Genomic DNA, 21,622 nt, shown 5'->3' with positions numbered 1-21,622 from the left:
GATTCATGCGCCTGAGTCGTCGCACCCTCCTAGCGGCAGGTCTCACGGCACCGTTGGCGGCCTGCTCCACTCCGCAACGCCGCGGTGCCGGAGGCCCGGTAGAGATCACGTTCTGGTCGGCCCTGCGCGGTAGCCAGCAGGTCGTCGACGCGTTCAACTCCTCACAGAACCGCATCCGGGTGATCTTCCAACAGATCCCCTCCGGCGGGCAGGGCGGTTACGCCAAGCTCAGCAACGCGGCTCGGGCGGGCAACGCACCGGATGTGGCCACCATCGAGTACCCGCAGGTCCCGGGGTACGCGATCGACGGGGTGGCCCGCGACATCACCGACCTCGTGACCGACCGCGTGAAGCAGAAGCTGCTGCCGCAGGCGCTGAAGCTCACGACGTTCGACAACCGCGTGTTCAGCGTCCCGCTCGACATCGAGCCGATGGTCCTGCACTACCGCGCCGATCTGTTCCAGGCTGCCGGTTTCGACATCCCGACGACCTGGGACGAGTTCGCCGACCTCGCCCGCGCGGTCCGCTCCCGGAACTCCGCGCAGCGGCTCGCGATCTTCCCGACCGACGGCGGCATGCAGTTCGCCTGCTACGCCTGGCAGGCGGGCGCGCAGTGGTTCGACACCGCCGGTGGCAAGTGGCGCGTCTCGCTGGCCGACGAGCCGACGCGGAAGGTCGCGGCCTACTGGCAGCGGCTGATCGACGAGGACCTGGTGTTCCGCAACGCCGCCGACAGCAAGCAGCACGACGCCCAGCTGGGCCAGGACAAGGTGATCACCCGGCTGAGCGGCGCGTGGGACGCCGGCGCGCAGATGCGGGCCCGTCCGGCGCAGAAGGGCAAGTGGCGGATCGCGCCCATGCCGATCTGGGGCGAGCAGGTCGTCGGCACGCACGGCGGGTCGACGTTCGCCGTCACGAAGGACTCGCAGGAGCCAGAGGCCGCGATGGAGTTCATCGAATGGCAGTGCACCCACCCGGACGCGCTGACCGCACGGCTCAAAAGCGGGACCAGCAGCCAGTTCCCGGTCGCGCCCGGCCTCGTGGAGGCGGGTGCCAAGGCGTTCCCCGGCGAGTACTACGGCGGCCAGGACATCTACCGGCTCTTCGAGCAGGAGACCCAGAAGATCCGCGACGGCTGGGTGTGGGGGCCGAGGATGACCGCCACGCAGAAGGTCATGCAGGACGGGTTCGCGCGGGCCGGTGCCGGTTCCGGCACGGTGATCGACGCCGTGCGCGAGGCACAGAGCGGCACGATGCCGGACCTGCGCGCGCTGGGTCTGTCCACTGAGGAGGGTGCGAGGTGAAGGGCAAGCTCGCCTGCGCCGTCCTGATGGCGCCGTTCTTCCTGTTGCTGGTCGTCGTGTTCCTCGTGCCGACGGGCACGGCGATCTGGCTGAGCTTCTTCGCCGCCGACCAGCCGGGGCTCGGGTTCGGGCCGGAGAGCACGGTGTTCGTCGGCCTGCGCAGCTACGGCGCGGTGCTGAGCGACCCGACGTTCCTGAACGGCCTCGGCACGGTCGTCCTGTACTGCCTGATCTACATCCCGCTGATGGTCGTGGGTGCGTTGACACTGGCGTTGCTGCTCGACTCGGGCGTCGCGAAGTTGCGCAGCTGGGCGCAGATGAGCCTCTACCTGCCGCACGCCGTTCCCGGCATCATCGCGGCGTTGATCTGGCTCTACCTGTACACGCCGGGTCTCAGCCCGATCGTCGACCTGTTCGCCAAGGCCGACATCCAGATCAACTTCCTCGGCATCCACACCGTGCTGCCGTCGATCGTGAACATCGCGCTGTGGAGCAACCTCGGCTACAACATGGTGATCTTCTACGCCGCGTTGCAGGCCGTGCCGCGCGAGGTGCTCGAAGCGTCCGTCGTGGACGGTGCCGGACCGGTCAAGCAGGCGTTGCGGATCAAGACACCGCTGGTGCGCGGTGCGATCGTCACGGTCGGCATCTTCACGCTGATCTGGGCGCTGCAGCTGTTCACCGAGCCCGTGCTGCTCAGCCAGTCCACGCCGATGATCAGCGCCCGGTTCTCGCCGAGCATGTACATCTACGACGCCGCGTTCACCCGCAACAACTACGGCCTCGCCGCGGCCGCGTCCGTGATCCTGCTGGCCTTCACGGTCGCGCTGTCCTACGGCGTCACCCGCTGGACGAACAGGAAGGCCGCCTGATGACCCTGCTCGGCCGGACAACGGTGAACGTGGTCGTCGGCGTCTCCGTCCTCTACACCCTGCTGCCGGTGATGTGGCTCGTGCTCGCCGCCACCAAGAACGTCGACGCGCTGTTCAACAGCGAGCTGTTCGGCGGCTTCTCGTTCGCGGAGAACGTGAAGAACCTCTTCGCGATGGACAAGGGCCTGTACTCGCGCTGGTACGTCAACAGCCTGCTGTACGCGGTGATCGGCGCGGGGGTGAGCGCGTTCATCTCGATCGCCGCCGGGTACGCGTTCGACAAGTACGCCTTCCGGCACAAGGAGAAGCTCTTCGGCCTGGTGCTGGCCGCCGTCATGGTGCCGCAGACCGTCCTGGCCCTGCCGCTCTACCTGATGGCGTCCGAGGCCGGCCTGGTGAACACGTTCTGGGCGGTGTTCATCCCGGCCCTGTTCAACCCGTTCGGCGTGTACCTGGGGCGGGTGTTCTCCCAGGGGTACGTGCCGGGCGAGGTCCTGGAGGCCGCCCGCATCGACGGCGCGGGCGACCTCGCCACGTACTTCAGGGTCGCCCTCCGGATGCTCGGCCCCGGCGTGGTGACGCTCTTCCTGTTCCAGCTCACCACGATCTGGAACAACTTCTTCCTGCCGATGGTGATGCTGTCCGACCAGAAGCTCTACCCCGTCAGCCTCGGCCTCTACCAGTGGAACAGCTCGGCCACTGTGTCTCCCGAGTACTACCCGGTGGTGATCATGGGTTCTCTCTTCGCGGTGCTGCCGCTGATCCTCGCTTTCATGCTGCTGCAACGGTTCTGGAAGGCCGGCATGACCGCGGGAGCAGTCAAGTGAGGGCCGCGGGCGTGATGTCGGCGGAGGCCTCCGCCGCCGTTCTCACGCCCGTGCTTGCCGAGTTGTCCGCCTCGTGCGACTTCCTGGGCGTTTTCGCGGATTTCTCGTCCGTGCCCGACGTCGACCTGCTGGTCACGGGCTGGGGGTGCCCGCCGATCACCGCCGAGGTGCTCGCGCGGCTGCCTTCGTTGCGGGCGATCGTGCACACGGCCGGTTCGGTGCGCGGCTTCGTCACCGACGCCTGCTGGGACCGCGGCGTGGTGGTGTCGTCGGCCGCCCCGGCCAACGCCCTGCCGGTGGCCGAGTACACGGTCGCGATGATCCTGCTGACCGGCAAACGCGTCCTCGAACGAGCCCGCGACTACCGCGAGACCAGGCGGATGGCGGTCTACGAGGTGCCGCCGACCGTCGGCAACTTCGGCGCGGTGGTGGGCATCGTGTCGGCGTCGATGATCGGCCGCCGGGTGATCGAGCTGCTCGCGCCCTACGATTTCCACGTGCTGGTGCACGACCCGTTCGTGACCGAAGTGGACGGTGCCGAGTCCGTGAGCCTCACCGAGCTGTTCTCCCGCAGCGACGTGGTGAGCGTGCACACGCCGTTGCTGCCGGAGACCGTCGGCCTGGTCAGCCGGGATCTGCTGGCGTTGCTGCGGGACGACGCCGTGCTGATCAACACGGCCCGCGGCGCGGTGGTCGACCAGGAGGCGCTGGTGGCGGAGGCGGGGCGGATCCGGGCGGTGCTGGACGTGACCGACCCGGAGGTGCTGCCGGCCGGCCACCCGTTGTGGCGCAACGACGCCGTGCTGATCACGCCGCACCTCGCCGGGTCGCAGGGCAACGAGTGGGTGCGGCTGGGCCGGCACGCGGTCGACGAGGTCAGGCGGTGGGCGGCGGGGGAGCCGTTCGCGACGCCCGTGCCCGCCGAGCGGAGGGAACAGATCGCGTGAGGCGGGCATGAGCCGATGGGACAGGAGCCAGGTGCGGGCGGACCGCGTCGCGTGAGCAGGCGCGGCGGAAGCCAGGCACCCGACCGAGCGAAGGGAACAGACCGCGTGCAGCTGCCCGAACCCGACCACACCCTCAGCCCCCACACCGGCCTCACCCGCGACCACTGGGTGGCCGTGGCGGACGGACTCCTCGCCGCCGCCTGGCGGCACGCGTCGCCCGACCAGGCGTTCCTCGACCTCCCCGGCCGGCCGTCCCGCAGCGGCGTCCGCTCCGACGGCCTGGAGGGCTACGCCCGCACGTTCCTCGCCGCCGCCTTCCGCACCGCCCACGGTGACGACCCCGGCAACCTCCTCGACCGCTACGCCGCCGGCCTCACCGCGGGCACGGCAGGGGAGTGGCCGCAGATCTTCGACGTGGGCCAGCCCATGGTCGAGTCCGCGTCGGTGGCGCTGGGCCTGCGCCTCACCAGGCCGTGGCTCTGGGACAAGCTCCCGGAGGCGGTCCAGGACCGCGCCGAGGCCTGGCTGCGCGGGGCGCTGCGGCACGTCCCGGCCGCCAACAACTGGTACTTCTTCCCGTACACCGTGGCGTCGTTCCTGGAACACGCCGGCCGTGGCGACGACGAGACCCGCCGGGCCCAGGACCGCGCGATGGAGCTGCTGGAGGGCTGGTACCGCGGCGACGGCTGGTACTCCGACGGCGACGGCCGCGCGTTCGACCACTACAACGGCTGGGCCCTGCACCTGTACCCGGCGCTCGACGCCCACCTCGGCGGCCGCCCGATCACCACCCACCTGCGCGAGCACCTGCAGAGCTTCAGCCTGCTGTTCGGCGCGGACGGGGCACCGATCTACCTCGGGCGGTCCCTGACCTACCGGTTCGCCGCCGCCTCCGCCGTGGCACTGGGCGCGGTCACCGGCGAGACGCCGCTCCGCCCCGGCCGTTCCCGGCACCTCATCAGCAACTCGCTGCGGTACTTCCTGGACCGCGGCGCGCTGACCGACGGCCTGCTGAGCCTGGGGTGGCACGGGCCGCACGAGGCGAGCCTGCAGCCCTACTCCGGCCCGGCCTCGCCGTACTGGGCGTCCAAGGCGTTCGTCTGCCTGCTGGCCGCGGCCGATCATCCACTGTGGACCTCGCGGGAGGAGGCCGACGACGAGGATCGTGTCGTCGCGGTGCCGGGGCCGGGCTTCCTGGTGCAGCGGCACGGCGGTGTGACCAGGCTGCACAACCACGGCAGCGACCACGTGCGGCCGTTCGAGGGGGAACGCGCGGGCGACGACGATCCGCTGTACAGCCGCTTCGCCTACTCGACCAGCACCGGGCCGACCTCGAAGCACAACGTCGCCGACAACCACCTCGCCGTGATCGTCGACGGGGACCGCAGCGTGCGGCGGCGCATCCACCCCCTGGGGGCGCGGGAGAACTGGGCCGCTTCCTGGCACCGCCCGGTGTTCGACGCCGACCAGCCGATGGTGCCGGGGTTGCGCGTTCTGAGCGTCACGGCGGTGTGGGGCGACCAGGAGCTGCGGATCCACCGGGTGGTCGGTGCGCCGCCCGGTACCCGCGTCGAACTCACCGGCTGGGCCACCGACCTGCCGTCCGAGCTGACGAACGTGGTGGGCTGGACCGGCACGACCTCGCACCCGGCACCCCAGGGAACGGCCTTCACCGGCGGGGTGCGGGTTTCCGCGCTGACCGCCGAGGTGGAGGGGACGGCGACGCTGGCCGCCGTGGCCGTGCTGAACGGCAGGCTGGTGGAGGCGGACTGGGAAGGCCGTGTCGACGAGGTCCTCCGGCAGGTCGACGGCTGGTGAGCGGGTAACGCGGTGGCGGCAGGCCCGATGAAGGGATGTGCGCATCACCCTTCTCGCCGCCGCCGCGTTGCTGCTCGCCGCCTGCACCTCGGAGCCGGAAGCCGCCCCCACGCAGGCCCCGCAGGTGCCTACCACCGCGGAACAGGCCGCCGGCAACGGTCCCACCTGCGCCAACGCCAACTCGTCCGTGGTCGGGAAGGCGCTCAACCTGCGGTTGCAGGGGCAGCGGGAGACCGTGGACAAGGCCGTCACCACGTGCAACTACGTGGGTGCCGGGATGCCGGTCGAGGTGCGGTTCACGACCAACGCCTCCGCGGCCACGTTCGCCAAGAGCAGGCCGGAGAAGGCCAAGGCGATCGAGGGGCTGTTCGACGAGGCCTACGAGTCGTCGGCCGGTGGTGCGGAGACCGCCCAGCACACGGTGGCGGCCCGGAAGGGGAAAACGCAGATCGAGGTCATGTCACCGGCCGGGGTGGAGCCGTCGAAGAAGCTGATCACGGACCTGTTCAGCCGGGTCTAGTCGCGGTTGCCGGTTCCGGTCCAGCGCCTAGACCGGCACGTCGAAGAACGACTGCACGCGGGCGCCCGGTGCCAGCCACGGTGCCAGCAGGGCGCGGGCGCGGTCCGGGTCGCGGTGGAACAGGCCCACCCGCACGGCGAACACCAGGTCGAAGCGGCGGTCGCCCAGGTTCGCGTCCTCCAGCGAGGCGATCAGGAACTCCGCCTTGCCCGAGGCCACGTAGACCGCGTTGCGGCGGGTGGCCGCCTCGATCATCTTGGTGGAGCGGTCGATCGCGGTGAGGGTGCCCGTGGAGAGCAGCTGGCAGACCATGGTGGCCGCCACTCCCTGGCCGCAGCCGATCTCCAGCACTCGGTCGGCCGGGCGGACCGCCAGCTGGCCGACCACATCCCGCAGACGCTCGCTCATGGTCCACATCATGCGTCAGCCTGGCGGGCGGGGCTACTCCCGCAGCCCCGCCGGGGTTTGTCAGCCCAGGCCGCCCAGGTTGACCATCCAGTTGACGCCGAACTGGTCGACGAGGTCGCCGTACTCGTCGCCCCACATCTGCTTCTCCAGCGGCGTGCCGACCTTGCCGCCCACGGCGAGCTTGGCGAAGTACTCGCGGAGCACCTCCTCGTCGCCGGACAGGGAGACCGTGATGCGCGAGCCGGACTGGAACGCCATGCCGGGCGGCGTGTCGGAGGCCATGATCGTGTAACCGAGCTCGGTCTCCAGCTGGGCGTGCATGATCTGGTCGGCCTGCGGCGTGTCCTGCATGCCGAACTCGCCGAACGTGTTCATCTTCAGCTCGCCGCCGAAGACCGAGTGGTAGAACTCCATCGCCTGGCGGGCCTGGCCGTCGAAGCTGATGTACGGGTTGAGGCGAGTTGCCACCGGAATCGCTCCTTCAGAAGAGACGGGACCGAATCCTCGCAAACCCTTGGCGTACCTACAACTTGAACTTATTCCGTGATTCCGGGGTCACCCTGCGCGACCTTGCCTGCGTACAGAAGTGTGGCCTCGGGTGTCAGCGGGTGGAACGTGCCGGCGCGGACGTCGCGGTAGGCGCGTTCGAGAGGTGAACGTCTGAAGAACGACCGTCCACCCAGGACCTCCATCGCCAGGTCGACGACCTCGACGGCCTCCACGACGGCCTGGCGCTTGGCCAGCATCACGGTGACGGTGGACGTGGCGTCGGCGGTGTAGCCGGTGCCGAGCTCCTCGATCGAGCCCATCAGCGACCACCACGCGGTGCGCAGCTTGTAGTCCATGAGGCCGATCTGGCGCACGGCGTTCTTCGACGTCGACCGCACGGCCACGTCGCGCGCGCCCGCGGCGATGCCGAAGTACGTGGCGCCGCAGATCGGCGCGAAGTGGACGATCGCCGCGAACAGGGGCGCGCCGAACTCGCCGTACGGGCGTCGCGCCGCGATCTTGTCGGCCGGGATGAACACGTCCTCCAGCACGACGTCGTGGCTGGCGGTGCCGCGCATGCCGAGCGTGTCCCAGGTTTCCTCGATCCGCACGCCGTCGGCGTTCAGCGGCGCGCTGAAGTGCAGCACCTCCTCGCCGAGGACGGCGGAGGTGGCGACGACCTGAGCGCGCGGCGACTGGCTGCAGAACGCCTTGCGGCCGCTGACCAGGAACCCGCCGTCCACGGCCGTCGCGGTGGTCGTCGGCCACAGCCAGTCCGAACCGCCGCTGGTGGCGATGACCAGGCCCTCGGCGGCGACGCGGCGCAGCACGCCCTCCGCGTCCGGCGCGCCCTTGCCTCTGCGGTACACCTGCATCAGCGTCAGGTAGAGGTGCATCGTGACGGCGAGGGCGGTGGCGCCGTCGTGCCGGGCGAGCTCGGCCTGCGCGTAGCAGACCTGGCGGGTGGTGGCGCCGAGCCCGCCCAGTTCCTCGGGTACGGCCAACGCCAGGTAGCCCTCCTCGCGCATGGCCTCGTAAGCCTCGCTCACGAACGTGGCGTCGCGGTCGTGCTCGGAGGCGTGCCGGGCGGCGACGGCGCCGATGCGGGCGGCCACGTCCACGAACTTCGCGTCGTCGTCTCTGGTGACGGTCGGGAACGTGCCGGTCACCCTTGGTGTCTCAAGTGTTGTCATAGGACGAAAGTAGGAACGCGCAAGCCCCGCGGGTAGTTCTGAAAGTGAACCGGACGGCGGTAACGAAACGCTCGTCCGCGCGGAGACTTCCCCTGTGAGGACCTACGCGCAGTACTGCCCGATCGTCCGCGCCGTGGAGGTGCTGGGCGACCGGTGGACGTTGCTGATCGTGCGGGACATGCTGATCGGTGCCTCGCGCTTCAACGAGATCTCCCGCGGCCTGCCGGGGCTCTCGCGCGCGTTGCTGTCGCGGCGGTTGCGGCAGCTCGCGAACGCCGGGCTGGTGCGCCGCACCGGCGACGGGTACGAGCTGACGCCGTCAGGGGAGGCGTTGCGGCCGCTGGTGTTCGGGCTCGCCGACTGGGGTGCCCGGTACGCGTTCGGCGACCCGCGCGCCGACGAGCTCGACCCCGAGGTGCTGATGTGGTGGATGCACGGCCGCGTCGACACCGGGGCGCTGGACAAGCGCGCGAACATCGAGGTGCGCATCCACGACCGGCGCCGCACGTTCTGGCTCGTCGTCGAACCCGGTGACGCCTCCATCTGCTACACCGACCCCGGCCTGGAGGTCGACGCCGTGCTGGCGTCCGACATCGCGACCCTCTTCCGGATGTGGGAGGGCGAGGTCGACCTGCTCGACGCGGTGCGGGCGGGCACGATCGAGCTGACCGGGTCGCGGTGGGTGGTGCGGGGGCTGCCGGCGTGGCTGAAGCTCAGCCCCGTCGCCGAGATCGTGCGAGGCGCCCGCGTCTGACCAGCGAAAACCAAATAACCAAAGATTTCTGGGCTGTCGTGTCGATCCGGGGTGGTGCCCGTTCGACGCATCAGTGGAAGGACACGACAGCCCAGGAGGAACTCGACATGACCGCCACGATCACCGCCCCCGCCGTCGCCGAGACCCGCGTCGTCCGCAAGTCCGCGTTCTCGCGCCACCTCACGATCGTGACCCGCGTGCTGACCGGCCTGCTGTTCACCACGACCGGCTTGAACGGGTGGTTGAACTTCATGCCCGCCCCGGATCCGAGCACGATGGCGCCCGCCGGGGTGGCGTTCACGCTGGCACTGGCCGCGACCGGGTACATGCTGCACCTGGCGTCCGCCGTCCAGGTCGTCGCGGGCCTGTTCCTGCTGACCGGCCGGTTCGTGCCGCTGGCGCTCGCGCTGCTGGCCCCGATGATCGTGAACATCGTGCTGTACCACGTCTTCCTGGAGACCGAGGGCCTCGCGATCGGGTTGTTCGTGACTGTCGCCGAGATCGGTCTCGCGTGGGCGTACCGCGACAAGTTCCGCCCCATGCTGCAGGCTCGCTAGACCGCACAAGCGAAATCCCCCGCAGGCAACGCGCCTGCGGGGGATTTTTCGTTGTGGGACACGGTTTCTGCGCGCGGGTGTCGATTTCGGACGGTCTGGTTCGACGTATCTGTGAGAGCCGGAAACGCCTGAGAGGACACGGAAATGTCCACCACCCGCTGCGCCACCGTCATCATGCGAGTGCTGGTCCGCAGCCGGGTCGCGCCCGTGGTCCTGACGGCGCTGAACCTCCTGCTCGACACGAGCCACCTGCTCACCGCGGCGCTGATCGCGCTGGCAGAGCTCGTGGTGGCGCTGCTACCGGACGAACGCGGCCAGCAGCGCCTGCACCTCGTAGACGTCGACGCCCTTGCCGAACTGCTTGGAGATCGGCACGTCGTGGCTGGAGACCCAGATCTTGAGCTCGGCGTCGAGGTCGAAGTGACCGGCCGTCTCCACTGAGAACTGCGTGATCGCCTTGTAGGGAATCGAGTGGTACTCGACCTTCTTGCCCGTCATGCCCTGCTTGTCGACCAGGATCAGCCGCCGGTCGGTGAACAGGAACGAGTCGCGCACCAGCTGGTACGCCGCGTGGATCTGCTCGCCGTGCGAGAGCAGCCGCCCGAACTCCTTGGCGGCGTCCCGCGGGTCGAGCTTCGAAGCGTTCCCCATCATTCCGCTGAGAAGTCCCATACGTCCACGTTTACCAGGCTTTCCGAAAGATTGTCCCGGTACTGGGCTGCTCCTGTCCGAGCGCTTCCCCGGCTAGCCCGAAAGTGGATCTCAACAGCCACTCGATCGGGGAGAACGACACGATGCGCAACTACCTCATCGGAGCCGCCGCACTGACGGGAGCCACCGCCCTGCTCGTCGGATGTTCCAGCGCCCCAGCGCAGACCACCGCCAGTACGGACGTGGCGCCGACGCCCGAGCAGGTCAAGGCGTTGTTCGCCGACTGGAACGCGTCCCTCGCGACGGGGGACGCCCAGAAGGTGGCCGATCGCTACGCTCCGAACGCGGTTCTGCTGCCGACCGTCTCGAACCAGGTGCGGTCCACCCGCGCCGAGATCGTCGACTACTTCGAGCACTTCCTGCTGGGCAGGCCGAGCGGCAGCATCCTCGACTCGCACGTCGCCGTCCTCGACGCCGACGACGCGATCGACGCGGGCACCTACCGGTTCGCGCTCACCAAAAACGGCAAGGCGACCACGGTCGACGCCCGCTACACGTTCGTCTACGAGAAGATCGACGGGAAGTGGCTCATCGTGAACCACCACTCGTCGGCGATGCCGGAGCAAGCCTGATCCGCACGCACAGGCCGCCGCTGCCGGCCGCCTCCAGCGACACGGTGCCGCCGTCGTCGGTGACGAGCTGCTTCACGATCGCGAGGCCGAGCCCGGAACCGCCCTTGCCGGTGAGGCCCTGGCCGCGCCAGAACCTGTCGAACGCCCGCGCCCGATCCGCCTCCGGCAGGCCGGGGCCGGCGTCGATCACCTCGACCACACCGGGCCGGGTGGTGCGGACCAGGATCGTCGCGCCGCCGGGGGAGACCTCCAGCGCGTTGGACAGGACGTTGTCCAGCACCTGCTCCAGGTGACCGGGCGTGGCCAGCACGCGGATGTCGAAGCCCTCGCTGACCAGCGAGACGGAGCGTTCGTCCGCGGCCGCGCGCCACGCGGTGAACCGTTCGGAGACGACGTCGAGCACCTGCACCGGTTCGGGGTGGGCGACGTCGGCTTCGGCGCGGGCCAGCGCGAGCAAGCCGTTGACCAGCCTGGACATCCGCACGACCTCGGCCGTCGCCATCTCGACGTCCTCGCGCACCAGCGGGTCGTCCACGCCGTCCGCCACGTTGTCGAGCGACAGCCGCAACGCGGTGAGCGGCGTGCGGAGCTGGTGCGAGGCGTCGCCGATGAACGCCCGTTGCGAGCCGACCAGCGTGCCGATCGTCTCGGTGGCGGTGTTCAGCGTCCTGGCGAGCGTGCGGGTCTCCGGCGGCCCGGTCTCCTCGGCCCGCGCGGTCAGGTCGCCGTCGCGCAGCCTGCCCGCCATGGCGTTCAGCTCCCGCAACGGCCGGGTGACCCGTTTCGCGAGCCACAGCCCCAGAAAAGCCGCCACGATCAGCACGCCGACGGCCAGCGCGGCCCGGAAACCCCAGATCTGCCAGAGCCGTTGCGTGATGGGACCGTCTGGATAGGACAGCCGGATCGCGCCGACCACCGTGCCGTCCGGTGCCTTCGCCGGCACGGTGAGCTTCAGCCCCTCGTCGTCCCAGACCTTCGACTCCGCCCGCGGCTCCAGCACGTCGATCTGGCCGGGCGTCTGGCGTTCGTAGGCGTCCACCAGCGCGTTCAACGACCGGGTGTCACCGGACGCGAGCAGCAACGCGGCGGTGTCGGCCTCGCGGCGCGCGGTGTTCTCCGCGTCGCCGTAGAGCTGCTGGTTCAACGTGAACGCCACCGGCACCGTGAACGCCGCGATCGCCACCGCGACCAGCAGCAGGTAGCTCCAGGCGAGCTGCCGGATCACGGGAGCACCAGCCGGAAACCCACGCCCCGCACGGTCTCGAGCGACGCCGCGTCACCGAGCTTGCGGCGCAGCACCCCGACGTGCACGTCCAGCGTCTTGGTGGGGCCGAACCAGTTCTCGTCCCACACCGCCTCCATGATCTGCTCGCGGGTGAACACCGTGCCGGGGTCCTCGGCGAGGAACGCGAGCAGGTCGAACTCCTTCGGCGTCAGCTCGACCTCGCCGCCGTCGAGGTGCACCCGCCGTCCACGCCGGTCGATGCGCACCCTGCCGTGGTTCTCGGGTTCCCTGGCCGGCCGCGCGCGCCTGAGGACCGCCCGCATGCGCGCCACGACCTCCCGCACCCCGAACGGTTTCGTGACGTAGTCGTCCGCGCCGATCTCCAGCCCGACCACCCGGTCGACCTCGTCGGACCGCGCGCTGATCACGATGATCGGCACGTCCCCGCGCGCCCGCAGCTCACGGCAGACGTCGAGCCCGTCCACGTCGGGCAGCCCGAGGTCCACCAGGACGATCGCGAAGTCCTCCGCCGCCAGCGCCTCCGCGCCCGTGCGCACCCACCGGACCTCGAACCCGTAGCGGGACAAGCCTCGCGTGAGCGATTCCGCGATCGGCTCGTCGTCCTCCACCAGCAGCACCCGCATGGCCGCTGATCATTCCACTGATCGCGGCAGGGCGTTCCTCATGCGGATGCAGCTGAACTCCTGCCCGCTCGCGGTGACCTCGTCGCAGTACGGCCCACGCGTTCGGCAGACCCGAGCCGCGCCACCGTGTCCGGTACCGCGTGTGTGTGGTCCTCGAACGGCTGGAACCGCGCCGCGTCGAAGCGGTTCGCGTACAGCTCGACGGTCCGCATCCGTTCCAGCCACCTGTACTCGGCCGCGTGCACTCGTGTGCGCAGTTCACGTCAGCACTTGCGGGCACTGCCGCGGAAACCGGTGGTCCGGCTTCCGCCCGGCGTCCGCCACTCACACGCCGCCGCCAGGTGCGGCACGAACCGGGTGATCGACGGATCCTCGGAGAAGTGCATTACCTGATCGGGTGCGGGCCGCATGTGGTCATACTGGCCCGCATGCGGAGGCTGACGCTCGCGGTTTTGCTGCTCCTCACCGGCTGCTCATCGGGCGGCGCGGACAACGCGGCCGGCTTCACCGCGGTCGACCTCACCGCCACGCCCGAAGCGCTGGCCACCCACAACGACCTGCTGGTCATCGGCACCCGGCCGGTCGACCACCCGGAGCTCGTCACCCGCTCCGCCGACGGCAGGATCAGCAACTCGCGGCTGACCCCCGCCACGCCGTACGGCAAGGAAGCGCACTGGTACGGCATCACCTCCGACGGCACCACGATCACCGGCGTGGGCGGCGAACGCGGCGGCGCGCACGGCAACGTCCGCTGGAGCGCCTGGACCGGCGACACGCGGGCCATCACCGAGAAACCGCAGGCCTTCAGCACGTTCGGCGGCTACGGTGCCGGCGAGCTCATCGGCCCGGTCCGCACCGCCGCCGGTCCGTTGATCATCGGCACCTGGCAGAGCGCCAAGGCTGGCCTCGACATCGCGGCCTGGACCTACGCCGCCGACACCTGGACCCGGCAGCCCTCCGCCGGCACGGTCCTCGAGAGCTCGCAGGAGCTCCTCCGCTTCCCGCTGGCCGTCACGCAGAACGGCGACGGCGCGCTGGTCGTCGGCTGGCAGATCGCGAAGGGCGTGGTCAGCGCCGCGGTCTGGCAGTACGACGGCACCACCTGGACCACCGCGACCCTCCCGGACGGCGACGCCGCGCTGGCCGCCCGCTGCTGGAACGGCACCTGCCAGGTCGTGGGCCGCGCGAAGGGCAAGCTCGCCTGGTGGTCCGGCACCGGCGCGGACTGGCGGAAGATCACCACCCCGGACGTCCCGGTGAACGACGACATGACGCTGGCCGCCCCGGTCGACGTCAACGGCACGCCGACGCTCTTCGTGGACCACGGCGGCGTCAAAATGGTGTCCGAAAAGGACGAACGTCCCGCGGACGGCCCGTCCGGCGCGGTGGTGGCCGCGGAGAAGGCGGGCGGCCAGGTGTTCGTGATCGCGGGCGGACGGCTCTGGCGCCTTTCTTAGGCTTGCCTAAGCCATCTGGGCGCGTTCCCTGTGACGCGGTTCACCCCGTTCGGACCAGTCCGTCCTGAGCTGCTCGGACGTCCGTGCTGCTCCGCATCGGTGCAGTTACACTCGACGTACGAGGCGCTCCGCAGAGTGATGTCGCTTTCTGATCACATTGCGCTGCTTGTCCCACGTCTTCTGGTCAATGCATTCACCCAGATGCGTCACATCCATCGTGGGGAACCGGAACTTCACGCTGAATACAGCGATACGGCCGCACAATGGTCACGCTTGAGCACACAATTCACGAGAGTCAACTGTGGATGTGGCTGTTCCGCCCACCTTTCCTCCACGCATGGGTGACTATGGCCCGGTCAGTGGGCCTCCACGCAATGGTGGGGGTGGGCAGCGGTCCGCCTGAACGGCGGTTAATCTCTTGCAACTCGTCCACTGCAATCCAGTGAGCCGAAGTCGCAACCACCGGGGAGAGGACTGAACACGGGTGGCCGGATTTCTGTTGCGGCGGTTGGTCAACTACGTGGTGCTCGCCCTCGTGGCGACGTTCCTCGCGTTCACGTTGGCCTCCGCCACCTTTGACCCGATCGGGGTGTTGCAGCAACGCAACCCACCGCCACCGGCGGCGTCGATCGAGGCGAAGAAACGAGACCTGCACCTCGACCAGCCGATCCCGCAGCGGTTCGTGACCTGGATGAGCGGTGTGGTTCAGGGCGACTTCGGTCGCACCGTCGCGGACCGCCCGATCACCGACGAACTCGGCAGGCGCATCGGCGTGAGTCTGAGGTTGTTCCTGCTGGGCATCACGTTCGGCATCGCGTTCGGCGTGCTGCTCGGCGTGGTCAGCGCGATCCGGCAGTACAAGTTCAGCGACTACTTCGCGACCCTGTTCAGCTTCATATTGCTGTCCATGCCCGTTCTCGTGCTCGGACCGCTGCTCAAGCTGGGAGCGCAGGGCCTCAACGACGCGATCGGTAGCAACGTGCTGATCTTCGTCGGCGAGACCACCCCCGGATTTCAGGGGAACTGGTTCGAGCAACTGGGTGACCGGTTGCAGCACCTGATCCTGCCGACGCTCGCGATCGCGCTCGGCCAGATCGCGTTCTACAGCCGCTACCAGCGCTCGTCGATGCTCGACGTGCTCGGCAGCGACTTCCTGCGCACCGCCCAGGCCAAGGGGCTCACCCGCCGCAAGGCACTGTTCAAGCACGGCCTGCGCACCGCGCTGATCCCGATGGCGACGCTGTTCGCGTTCGGGTTCGGCCTGCTCGTCGTCGGTGGCACGTTCACGGAGAAGATCTTCACCTGGTACGGCATGGGTGACTGGCTGGTCGTCGGCATCGGCTCGCAGGACGCGAACATCACGGCCACGGTGACGCTGTTCGTCGCCGTCTGCGTGCTGTTCTCCGGCTGGCTCGCCGACGTGCTGTACGCCGCGCTCGACCCCCGAATCCGCGTGAACTAGGCAAGGTGACGACGACGTGACCGTGATCCTCAACGAGGGCGACGCCGCCGGAACCACCGGTGCCGCCTCCGGCAGCCCAGTCGACGCTGCCCCCGAACCCGAGAAGGCGATGACGCGCGGCAGGCTCGTGCTCATCCGCTTCCTGCGCAACAAGCTGGCCCTGGTCGGCCTGGTCGTCATCATCGGCATGTACCTGATGGCGTTCGTGGGCCCGCTGCTGTCGAAGTGGACCTACGACCAGCAGGACTACGCGGCGTTCCTCGAGCCGCCCTACGCCGACCACATCTTCGGCACCGACAAGATCGGTACCGACATGTTCGCGCTGACCATGCGCGGACTGCAGAAGTCGCTGATCATCGGCCTGCTCGTGGCGCTGATCTCGACGACCATCGCCGCGATCGTCGGCGCGGCCGCCGGGTACTTCCTCGGCATCGCCGACAAGACGCTCATGTGGGTCGTCGACCTGCTGCTGGTGCTGCCGTCGTTCCTGATCATCGCGATCCTGAGCCCGTGGTTCAGGGGCAAGTCGTGGTGGCTGCTGGTGATCATGCTGGCGGCGTTCCAATGGATGATCACCGCCCGCATCGTCCGCGGCATGACGCTGACCTTGAAGGAACGCGAGTTCGTCAAGGCGGCCAAGTTCATGGGCCAGCCGGCGCGCAAGATCATCGCCAAGCACATCGTGCCGAACATGGCGTCGCTGCTCATCATCGACGCGACGATCAACGTCGGCTCGGCGGTGCTCGCCGAGACGGGTCTGAGCTTCTTCGGGTTCGGCGTGCAGTCGCCTGACGTCTCGCTCGGCACCATGATCGGCCTGTACGCGGAGTCCGCGACGACCTTCCCCTGGCTCTTCCTGTTCCCGGCGGGCTTCCTCGTCGTGTTCGTGCTGGCGGTGAACTGGGTCGGTGACGGACTGCGGGACGCGCTCGACCCGACGTCCACCCGCGTGCGCCGCAAGGAGAAGAAGGAAACCAAGGAGAAGGCCGCCTGATGACCACCTCGGAGATCCAGTTCGACACGCCGGACACCCCGGCCACCGAGGGCCCGGTCCTGCAGGTCGAGGACCTTCACGTGTCCTTCCCCAGCGAGGCGGGCCGGGTGCGCGCGGTGCGCGGCCTGAGCTACCAGGTCTCGCCCGGCGAGGTCCTCGGCATCGTCGGCGAGTCCGGTTCCGGCAAGTCCGTGTCGTCTCTCGCCGTCATGGGACTGCTGCCGTCCTCGGCGCGCATCAGCGGGTCCATCAAGTTCCAGGGCCGTGAGCTGATCGGCCAGAGCGACACCGAGCTGTCGAAGATCCGCGGCCGCCGCATCTCGATGGTGTTCCAGGACCCGCTGTCCGCGCTGACGCCGGTCTACACCGTCGGCGACCAGATCGCCGAGGCGATCCTGGTGCACAAGAAGGGCGCGGTCTCGAAGGCCGCCGCGAACAAGCGCGCGGTCGAGCTGCTCGACCTGGTCGGCATCCCGAACGCCGTCGAGCGCGCCAAGGCGTTCCCGCACGAGTTCTCGGGCGGCATGCGGCAGCGCGCGGTGATCGCGATGGCGATCGCCAACGACCCCGACCTGATCATCGCCGACGAGCCGACCACCGCGCTCGACGTGACGGTGCAGGCGCAGGTGCTCCAGCTGCTGGAGACCGCGCAGGAGGTCACCGGCGCCGGCATCGTGATCATCACCCACGACCTCGGCGTCGTCGCCGGGTTCGCGGACCGCCTGATGGTCATGTACGCGGGCCGCGCCGTCGAGACCGGCCTGGTGGACGACATCTACCAGCAGCCGCGCATGCCGTACACGCTCGGCCTGCTCGGCTCGATCCCGCGGCTCGACGTCAGCGAGAAGCAGGCGCTCGTGCCGATCAAGGGCCAGCCGCCGTCGCTCACGGACCTCCCCGACGGGTGCCCGTTCGCGCCGCGCTGCCCGATGGTCGTCGACGCCTGCCACACCGCGGAACCGCCGCTCGTGGACGTGGACGGCTCGGCGGAGCACCACGCCGCGTGCATCCGCACCAACGAGATCGCCGAGACCGACGCCGAGGGCGCGGAGGCCGCGGTCGAGATCTTCGGTGCCGAGGTCGCGGACGAGCCCGAGGTCGCGAAGATCCCGCGCGACCAGCGCGAGATCGTGCTGGAGCTCGACAAGCTCGTCAAGGAGTACCCGGTCAACAAGGGCGTGGTGTTCAAGCGCCGCGTCGGCACCGTGCACGCGGTCGACGGCATCACGTTCGACATCCGCGAGGGCGAGACCCTGGGCCTCGTCGGCGAGTCGGGCTGCGGCAAGACCACGACGCTGATGGAGATCCTCAACCTGCAGAAGCCCATGGGCGGCGGGATCTCCGTGCTGGGCACGAACGTGTCCGATGTGGACAACAAGCGGCGCTTCGCGATCCGCCGCGACATGTCCGTGGTGTTCCAGGACCCGATGGCGTCGCTCGACCCGCGCCTGACGATCCACGACTGCATCGCCGAGCCGATGCAGGTCCACGGCTACGCCAAGAGCGACATCAACCGGCGCGTGCCGGAGCTCATGCGGCTCGTCGGCCTGCGTCCCGACCAGCTGTCGCGCTACCCCGGTGAGTTCTCCGGCGGTCAGCGGCAGCGCATCGGCATCGCGCGGGCGCTCGCGCTCGAACCCAAGCTCGTCGTGCTCGACGAGCCGGTGTCGGCGCTGGACGTGTCCATCCAGGCGGGTGTCATCAACCTGCTGGAGGAGCTCAAGTCCAAGCTGGGCCTGGCCTACCTGTTCGTGGCGCACGACCTGTCGGTGGTGCGGCACATCGCGGACCGGGTGGCCGTGATGTACCTCGGGAAGATCATCGAGATCGGCGAGGTGGACTCGGTGTTCGACGCGCCGCGCCACCCGTACACGCAGGCACTGCTGTCGGCGATCCCGATCCCCGACCCCGTGAAGGAGCGGCAGCGGGAGAGGATCATCCTCACCGGCGACCTGCCGAGCCCGGCGAACCCGCCGTCCGGCTGCCGCTTCCGCACGCGCTGCTTCCTGCACGCGTCGCTGCCGCCGGAGAAGCAGCGCCAGTGCATCGAGGTGGAACCACTTCGCGAAGTCCAGGCCGACGACCACGAGGCGGCCTGCCACTTCGCCCAGATCCGTCAGGTCCTCTGATGCATCCGTCGCCTCAGACGACCTGCGAGCACGAAGGAACAGTGTCCCCGGCAACTGGTGTCCGGGCACGAGGGAGGTTCACGACAGTGAGTCGACGTACCAAGGTGGGTGTGATCTCCATTGCGGCGGTCGCCCTCACGCTTACCGCGTGTGGTGGGCCCAGCAACACTGGGGACTCCGGGCTCAAGGGCGCGGACAACACGATCGGCCAGGCGGACATCAACCCGCAGGACGCGTCCAAGGTCAAGGACGGCGGCGAGTTCCGCTGGCCGGTCGACCAGCTGCCCGACAACTGGAACTACAACCAGCTCGACGGCACCAACGCGGACGGCCGTCGCATGATCGACACGATGATGCCGAACCTGTGGAAGCAGAAGGCAGACGCGACGTTCGAGATCAACAAGGACTACCTCGAGGACGCGAAGCTCGCCTCCAGTGAGCCGCAGGTCCTCGAGTTCAAGCTCAACCCGAAGGCCAAGTGGTCGGACGGCACGGCGCTGTCGTGGCAGGACTTCGAGGCGATGTGGAAGTCGCTGAGCGGCGCCGACAAGGCCTTCGAGGTCGCAGGCACCACCGGCTACGAGGACATCGAGAAGGTCGAGAAGGGCGCTTCCGACCAGGACGTCAAGGTCACCTTCAAGAAGAAGTTCGCCGAGTACAAGGGCATGTTCTCGCCCCTGTACCCGAAGTCCATGTCCTCGGTCGCCGAGGAGTTCAACAAGGGCTGGGCGGACGCTCCCAAGATCACCGCGGGTCCGTTCAAGGTCGGCACGATCGACCGCACCGCGAAGCTCGTGACCGTGGTCCAGGACCCGGCGTGGTGGGGCGACAAGCCCAAGCTGGAGAAGATCACGTTCCGCCAGGTCGACCGTCCCGCGCTCGCGGACGCGCTCGCCAACGGCCAGATCGACTTCTTCGACATCGGCTCGTCGATCGACAACTTCACGCGTGCCAAGTCGATGCAGAACGTGACGATCCGCCAGGCGATCACGCCTGACTACTCGCACATCACGTTCAACGGTGCCGACTCGTCGATCCTCAAGGACCCGAAGCTCCGCGTCGCGCTGACCCGCGGCATCGACACCAAGACCATCACCAAGGCCCTCCTCGGCCAGATGATCAAGGGTGACGCGCAGGTCACCGGTAACCACTTCTTCCTGCTGGGCTCGGCCGGCTACAAGGACAACTCGGCCGTCGCGTCGTTCGACAAGGAAGCCGCGAAGAAGCAGCTCGACGAGCTGGGCTGGAAGCTCGCCGGTGAGACGCGCGCGAAGGACGGCAAGGAGCTCGTCGTCCGCTACGTCATCCCGACGCCGAACCCCACCTCCGACCAGATCGCGAAGCTCGTGCAGTCGCAGCTGAAGGAGATCGGCGCCAAGGTCGACATCCAGGCCGTTCCGTCGGCTGACTTCTTCAAGCAGTTCGTGAACGTCGGCAACTTCGACATGACGGGCTTCCGCTGGCTGGCCTCGGCCACGCCGATCTCGGACAGCAAGGGCATCTACTACCTCGACCCGGCCAGCACCAACCAGAACTACGGCCGCATCGGGTCCGAGGAAGTCAACAAGCTGCTCGAGCAGGCCGTCGGCGAGCTCGACGACACCAAGCGCCTCGAGATCGCCAACGAGGCCGACAAGAAGATCTGGGAGCTGGGCCACCAGCTGCCGCTGTACCAGCTGCCCGGCGCGGTCGCGGTGAAGAGCACCGTCGCCAACTTCGGTGCCGTCGCGTACGCGAACCGTCCGTACGACTACGTCCACATGGGCTTCACCGGCTGACGCAGTGACGTGCCGTTAGGCTCGTGAACGGCCCGGCGGGTCTTCTCCGCCGGGCCGTTTCTTCCTGTTTGGAGCTTGTCTTGCTGCGTTCCCGGGTTCCCGCGCTGCGGTACGGCCTCACGACCACGGCGGTCGTGCTGCTGGTCTGCCTCGTGGTCGCACTGCTGTCCTGGCTGTCCTATTCGGACGGACGGGCGGCGCTGTCGTCGATGACCGCGCGGGGCATGGGCGACGTGGTGTCCTATTCGGACGGTGCGGTCGAGGTGCGCTGGCCCGCCGGTACCGCGCGGGTCGCCTACGAGAACGGTGACCGGGTCGTCGGCAAGCAGACGCAGATCGCGTTCGACCCGGCCGACCCGTCGCGTGCGGTGATCCCCGGCTCGGACCTGTTCGTGTCGACCGACCGCGCGCTGGGCGGCGTGACGTTCGCGGTGGCCGTGGCGTTGCTGGTGCTGTCCGTCGGCGGCGTCCGGCTGCTGCTGGCGGTGCGTTCCGCCCGTTCTCCGGCCGAGACGGTGTCCGTGCGGCGCATCCGTCTCCAGTCGGGCCTGATGGTGCGGTCGTGGCTGGAGATCGACGGCCCGGTGGAGCGCTGGCTGCCCGTCTACTACGACCCGGTGCTCGTGACGCTCCCGTCGCCGGCCGACGTCGAGCTGCGCGGCGGCCGCGTCGCCGTGATCGACGGCGTGACGGTCTACCCGTCCGGCCGCCCGGTGACGAAGCACCCGCGCGGCCGCCGCCTGGACAACCCGGTGCGCCCCGACCCGGAGACCCGCGCGCCCTCTGGCCTGTTCGCCCAGATCCGCGTCGACGCGGTGTTCCTCGTCCCGGCGCCGTTCGTCGGGCTCTTCTGGGCCTACCTCGACGGCACCGGTTTCACCGGCTGGATCACCACGACCCTGGTCGCCGCGGTCCTGGGCTTCTGGTGGGGCGCCTTCCGGGGTTCCGACCCGTCGTAATG

General features: G+C 69.0%; 22 protein-coding genes. 15 read left to right on the top strand and 7 right to left on the bottom strand.

The genetic code is table 11. The annotated features are described in order from the left end of the window. The first annotated feature begins 5 nt into the window (after positions 1-5). The 6 genes from ACQEU1_RS13840 (at position 6) to ACQEU1_RS13815 (ending at position 6,288) form a co-directional block, all read left to right on the top strand. The gene (locus ACQEU1_RS13840) at positions 6-1,304 is read left to right on the top strand and encodes an ABC transporter substrate-binding protein (protein ID WP_433200391.1); all 1,299 of its coding nucleotides are present in this window, start codon (positions 6-8) and stop codon (positions 1,302-1,304) included. Continuing rightward, positions 1,301-2,176 carry a carbohydrate ABC transporter permease gene (locus ACQEU1_RS13835; protein WP_433200387.1) on the top strand — a complete coding sequence of 292 codons (876 nt, stop codon included), beginning with the start codon at positions 1,301-1,303 and terminating at the stop codon, positions 2,174-2,176. Before ACQEU1_RS13840 ends, ACQEU1_RS13835 begins: the two co-directional genes overlap by 4 nt. Further along, the gene (locus ACQEU1_RS13830) at positions 2,176-3,003 is read left to right on the top strand and encodes a carbohydrate ABC transporter permease (protein ID WP_433200384.1); all 828 of its coding nucleotides are present in this window, start codon (positions 2,176-2,178) and stop codon (positions 3,001-3,003) included. The genes ACQEU1_RS13835 and ACQEU1_RS13830 overlap by 1 nt, the downstream gene beginning before the upstream one ends. Then, positions 3,000-3,950: a hydroxyacid dehydrogenase gene (locus ACQEU1_RS13825; RefSeq protein WP_433200381.1), complete on the top strand. Its 951-nt coding sequence runs from the start codon at positions 3,000-3,002 to the stop codon at positions 3,948-3,950. The genes ACQEU1_RS13830 and ACQEU1_RS13825 overlap by 4 nt, the downstream gene beginning before the upstream one ends. Before the next feature lie 105 nt (positions 3,951-4,055). Continuing rightward, complete coding sequence (locus ACQEU1_RS13820; protein ID WP_433200378.1) at positions 4,056-5,768, top strand: DUF2264 domain-containing protein; 1,713 nt, start codon at positions 4,056-4,058, stop codon at positions 5,766-5,768. A gap of 37 nt (positions 5,769-5,805) precedes the next feature. Next, a complete protein-coding gene (locus ACQEU1_RS13815; protein WP_433200375.1) occupies positions 5,806-6,288 on the top strand; it encodes a hypothetical protein in 483 nt (160 codons plus the stop codon). Positions 6,289-6,315: 27 nt separating this feature from the next. On the opposite strand, the gene ACQEU1_RS13810 is transcribed toward ACQEU1_RS13815, so the two are convergent. From ACQEU1_RS13810 to ACQEU1_RS13800, 3 genes are all read right to left on the bottom strand, one after another. Continuing rightward, positions 6,316-6,696: a class I SAM-dependent methyltransferase gene (locus ACQEU1_RS13810; RefSeq protein ID WP_433200372.1), complete on the bottom strand. Its 381-nt coding sequence runs from the start codon at positions 6,694-6,696 to the stop codon at positions 6,316-6,318. A gap of 60 nt (positions 6,697-6,756) precedes the next feature. Beyond that, positions 6,757-7,164, bottom strand: a complete 408-nt coding sequence (locus ACQEU1_RS13805) for a VOC family protein (protein WP_433200369.1) — start codon at positions 7,162-7,164, stop codon at positions 6,757-6,759. A 68-nt stretch (positions 7,165-7,232) separates the two neighbouring features. Next, positions 7,233-8,378 (bottom strand): acyl-CoA dehydrogenase family protein, encoded by a 1,146-nt coding sequence (locus ACQEU1_RS13800; protein WP_433200366.1) that lies wholly within the window; start codon positions 8,376-8,378, stop codon positions 7,233-7,235. A 94-nt stretch (positions 8,379-8,472) separates the two neighbouring features. Here ACQEU1_RS13800 and ACQEU1_RS13795 point away from each other — a divergent pair, with 94 nt between their 5' ends. Both ACQEU1_RS13795 and ACQEU1_RS13790 read left to right on the top strand, forming a co-directional pair. Then, positions 8,473-9,132, top strand: coding sequence for a winged helix-turn-helix transcriptional regulator (locus ACQEU1_RS13795; RefSeq protein WP_433200363.1), 660 nt, complete (start codon positions 8,473-8,475; stop codon positions 9,130-9,132). Between the two features lie 107 nt (positions 9,133-9,239). Then, positions 9,240-9,689 (top strand): DoxX family membrane protein, encoded by a 450-nt coding sequence (locus tag ACQEU1_RS13790; protein WP_433200360.1) that lies wholly within the window; start codon positions 9,240-9,242, stop codon positions 9,687-9,689. A 297-nt stretch (positions 9,690-9,986) separates the two neighbouring features. Here ACQEU1_RS13790 and ACQEU1_RS13785 read toward each other — a convergent pair whose 3' ends face one another. Then, positions 9,987-10,361, bottom strand: a complete 375-nt coding sequence (locus tag ACQEU1_RS13785; protein ID WP_394621213.1) for a PH domain-containing protein — start codon at positions 10,359-10,361, stop codon at positions 9,987-9,989. 83 nt (positions 10,362-10,444) lie between these two features. On the opposite strand from ACQEU1_RS13785, the gene ACQEU1_RS13780 reads away from it, so the two are divergent. After that, positions 10,445-10,972, top strand: a complete 528-nt coding sequence (locus ACQEU1_RS13780) for an SgcJ/EcaC family oxidoreductase (protein ID WP_433200356.1) — start codon at positions 10,445-10,447, stop codon at positions 10,970-10,972. On the opposite strand, the gene ACQEU1_RS13775 is transcribed toward ACQEU1_RS13780, so the two are convergent. From ACQEU1_RS13775 to ACQEU1_RS13765, 3 genes are read right to left on the bottom strand one after another with little or no spacing between them, the layout of a single operon-like run. After that, complete coding sequence (locus ACQEU1_RS13775; RefSeq protein WP_433200353.1) at positions 10,929-12,197, bottom strand: ATP-binding protein; 1,269 nt, start codon at positions 12,195-12,197, stop codon at positions 10,929-10,931. The two genes, ACQEU1_RS13780 and ACQEU1_RS13775, sit on opposite strands and share 44 nt — an antisense overlap. Beyond that, positions 12,194-12,841: a response regulator transcription factor gene (locus ACQEU1_RS13770; RefSeq protein ID WP_433200350.1), complete on the bottom strand. Its 648-nt coding sequence runs from the start codon at positions 12,839-12,841 to the stop codon at positions 12,194-12,196. The genes ACQEU1_RS13775 and ACQEU1_RS13770 overlap by 4 nt, the downstream gene beginning before the upstream one ends. A 38-nt stretch (positions 12,842-12,879) precedes the next feature. Further along, the gene (locus tag ACQEU1_RS13765; protein WP_433200347.1) at positions 12,880-13,086 is read right to left on the bottom strand and encodes a DUF6886 family protein; all 207 of its coding nucleotides are present in this window, start codon (positions 13,084-13,086) and stop codon (positions 12,880-12,882) included. A 183-nt stretch (positions 13,087-13,269) separates the two neighbouring features. On the opposite strand from ACQEU1_RS13765, the gene ACQEU1_RS13760 reads away from it, so the two are divergent. The 6 genes from ACQEU1_RS13760 (at position 13,270) to ACQEU1_RS13735 (ending at position 21,620) form a co-directional block, all read left to right on the top strand. Then, positions 13,270-14,298 carry a hypothetical protein gene (locus ACQEU1_RS13760; RefSeq protein WP_433200344.1) on the top strand — a complete coding sequence of 343 codons (1,029 nt, stop codon included), beginning with the start codon at positions 13,270-13,272 and terminating at the stop codon, positions 14,296-14,298. Positions 14,299-14,782: 484 nt separating this feature from the next. After that, positions 14,783-15,760 carry an ABC transporter permease gene (locus tag ACQEU1_RS13755; RefSeq protein ID WP_382445880.1) on the top strand — a complete coding sequence of 326 codons (978 nt, stop codon included), beginning with the start codon at positions 14,783-14,785 and terminating at the stop codon, positions 15,758-15,760. A 16-nt stretch (positions 15,761-15,776) separates the two neighbouring features. Further along, a complete protein-coding gene (locus ACQEU1_RS13750; protein ID WP_433200341.1) occupies positions 15,777-16,754 on the top strand; it encodes an ABC transporter permease in 978 nt (325 codons plus the stop codon). Continuing rightward, positions 16,754-18,883 carry an ABC transporter ATP-binding protein gene (locus ACQEU1_RS13745; protein WP_433200338.1) on the top strand — a complete coding sequence of 710 codons (2,130 nt, stop codon included), beginning with the start codon at positions 16,754-16,756 and terminating at the stop codon, positions 18,881-18,883. Before ACQEU1_RS13750 ends, ACQEU1_RS13745 begins: the two co-directional genes overlap by 1 nt. A gap of 86 nt (positions 18,884-18,969) precedes the next feature. After that, on the top strand, positions 18,970-20,661 hold the full coding sequence (locus tag ACQEU1_RS13740) for an ABC transporter family substrate-binding protein (protein ID WP_433200335.1): 1,692 nt from the start codon (positions 18,970-18,972) through the stop codon (positions 20,659-20,661). A gap of 80 nt (positions 20,662-20,741) precedes the next feature. Further along, complete coding sequence (locus ACQEU1_RS13735) at positions 20,742-21,620, top strand: hypothetical protein (protein ID WP_433200332.1); 879 nt, start codon at positions 20,742-20,744, stop codon at positions 21,618-21,620. Positions 21,621-21,622 lie beyond the last annotated feature (2 nt).

This window comes from Lentzea sp. CA-135723 (assembly GCF_050936595.1).
In the GTDB taxonomy this organism is placed as follows: domain Bacteria; phylum Actinomycetota; class Actinomycetes; order Mycobacteriales; family Pseudonocardiaceae; genus Lentzea.
Note: the sequence above shows the minus strand (reverse complement) of the source record. Positions and strands in the feature narration are given on the sequence as shown.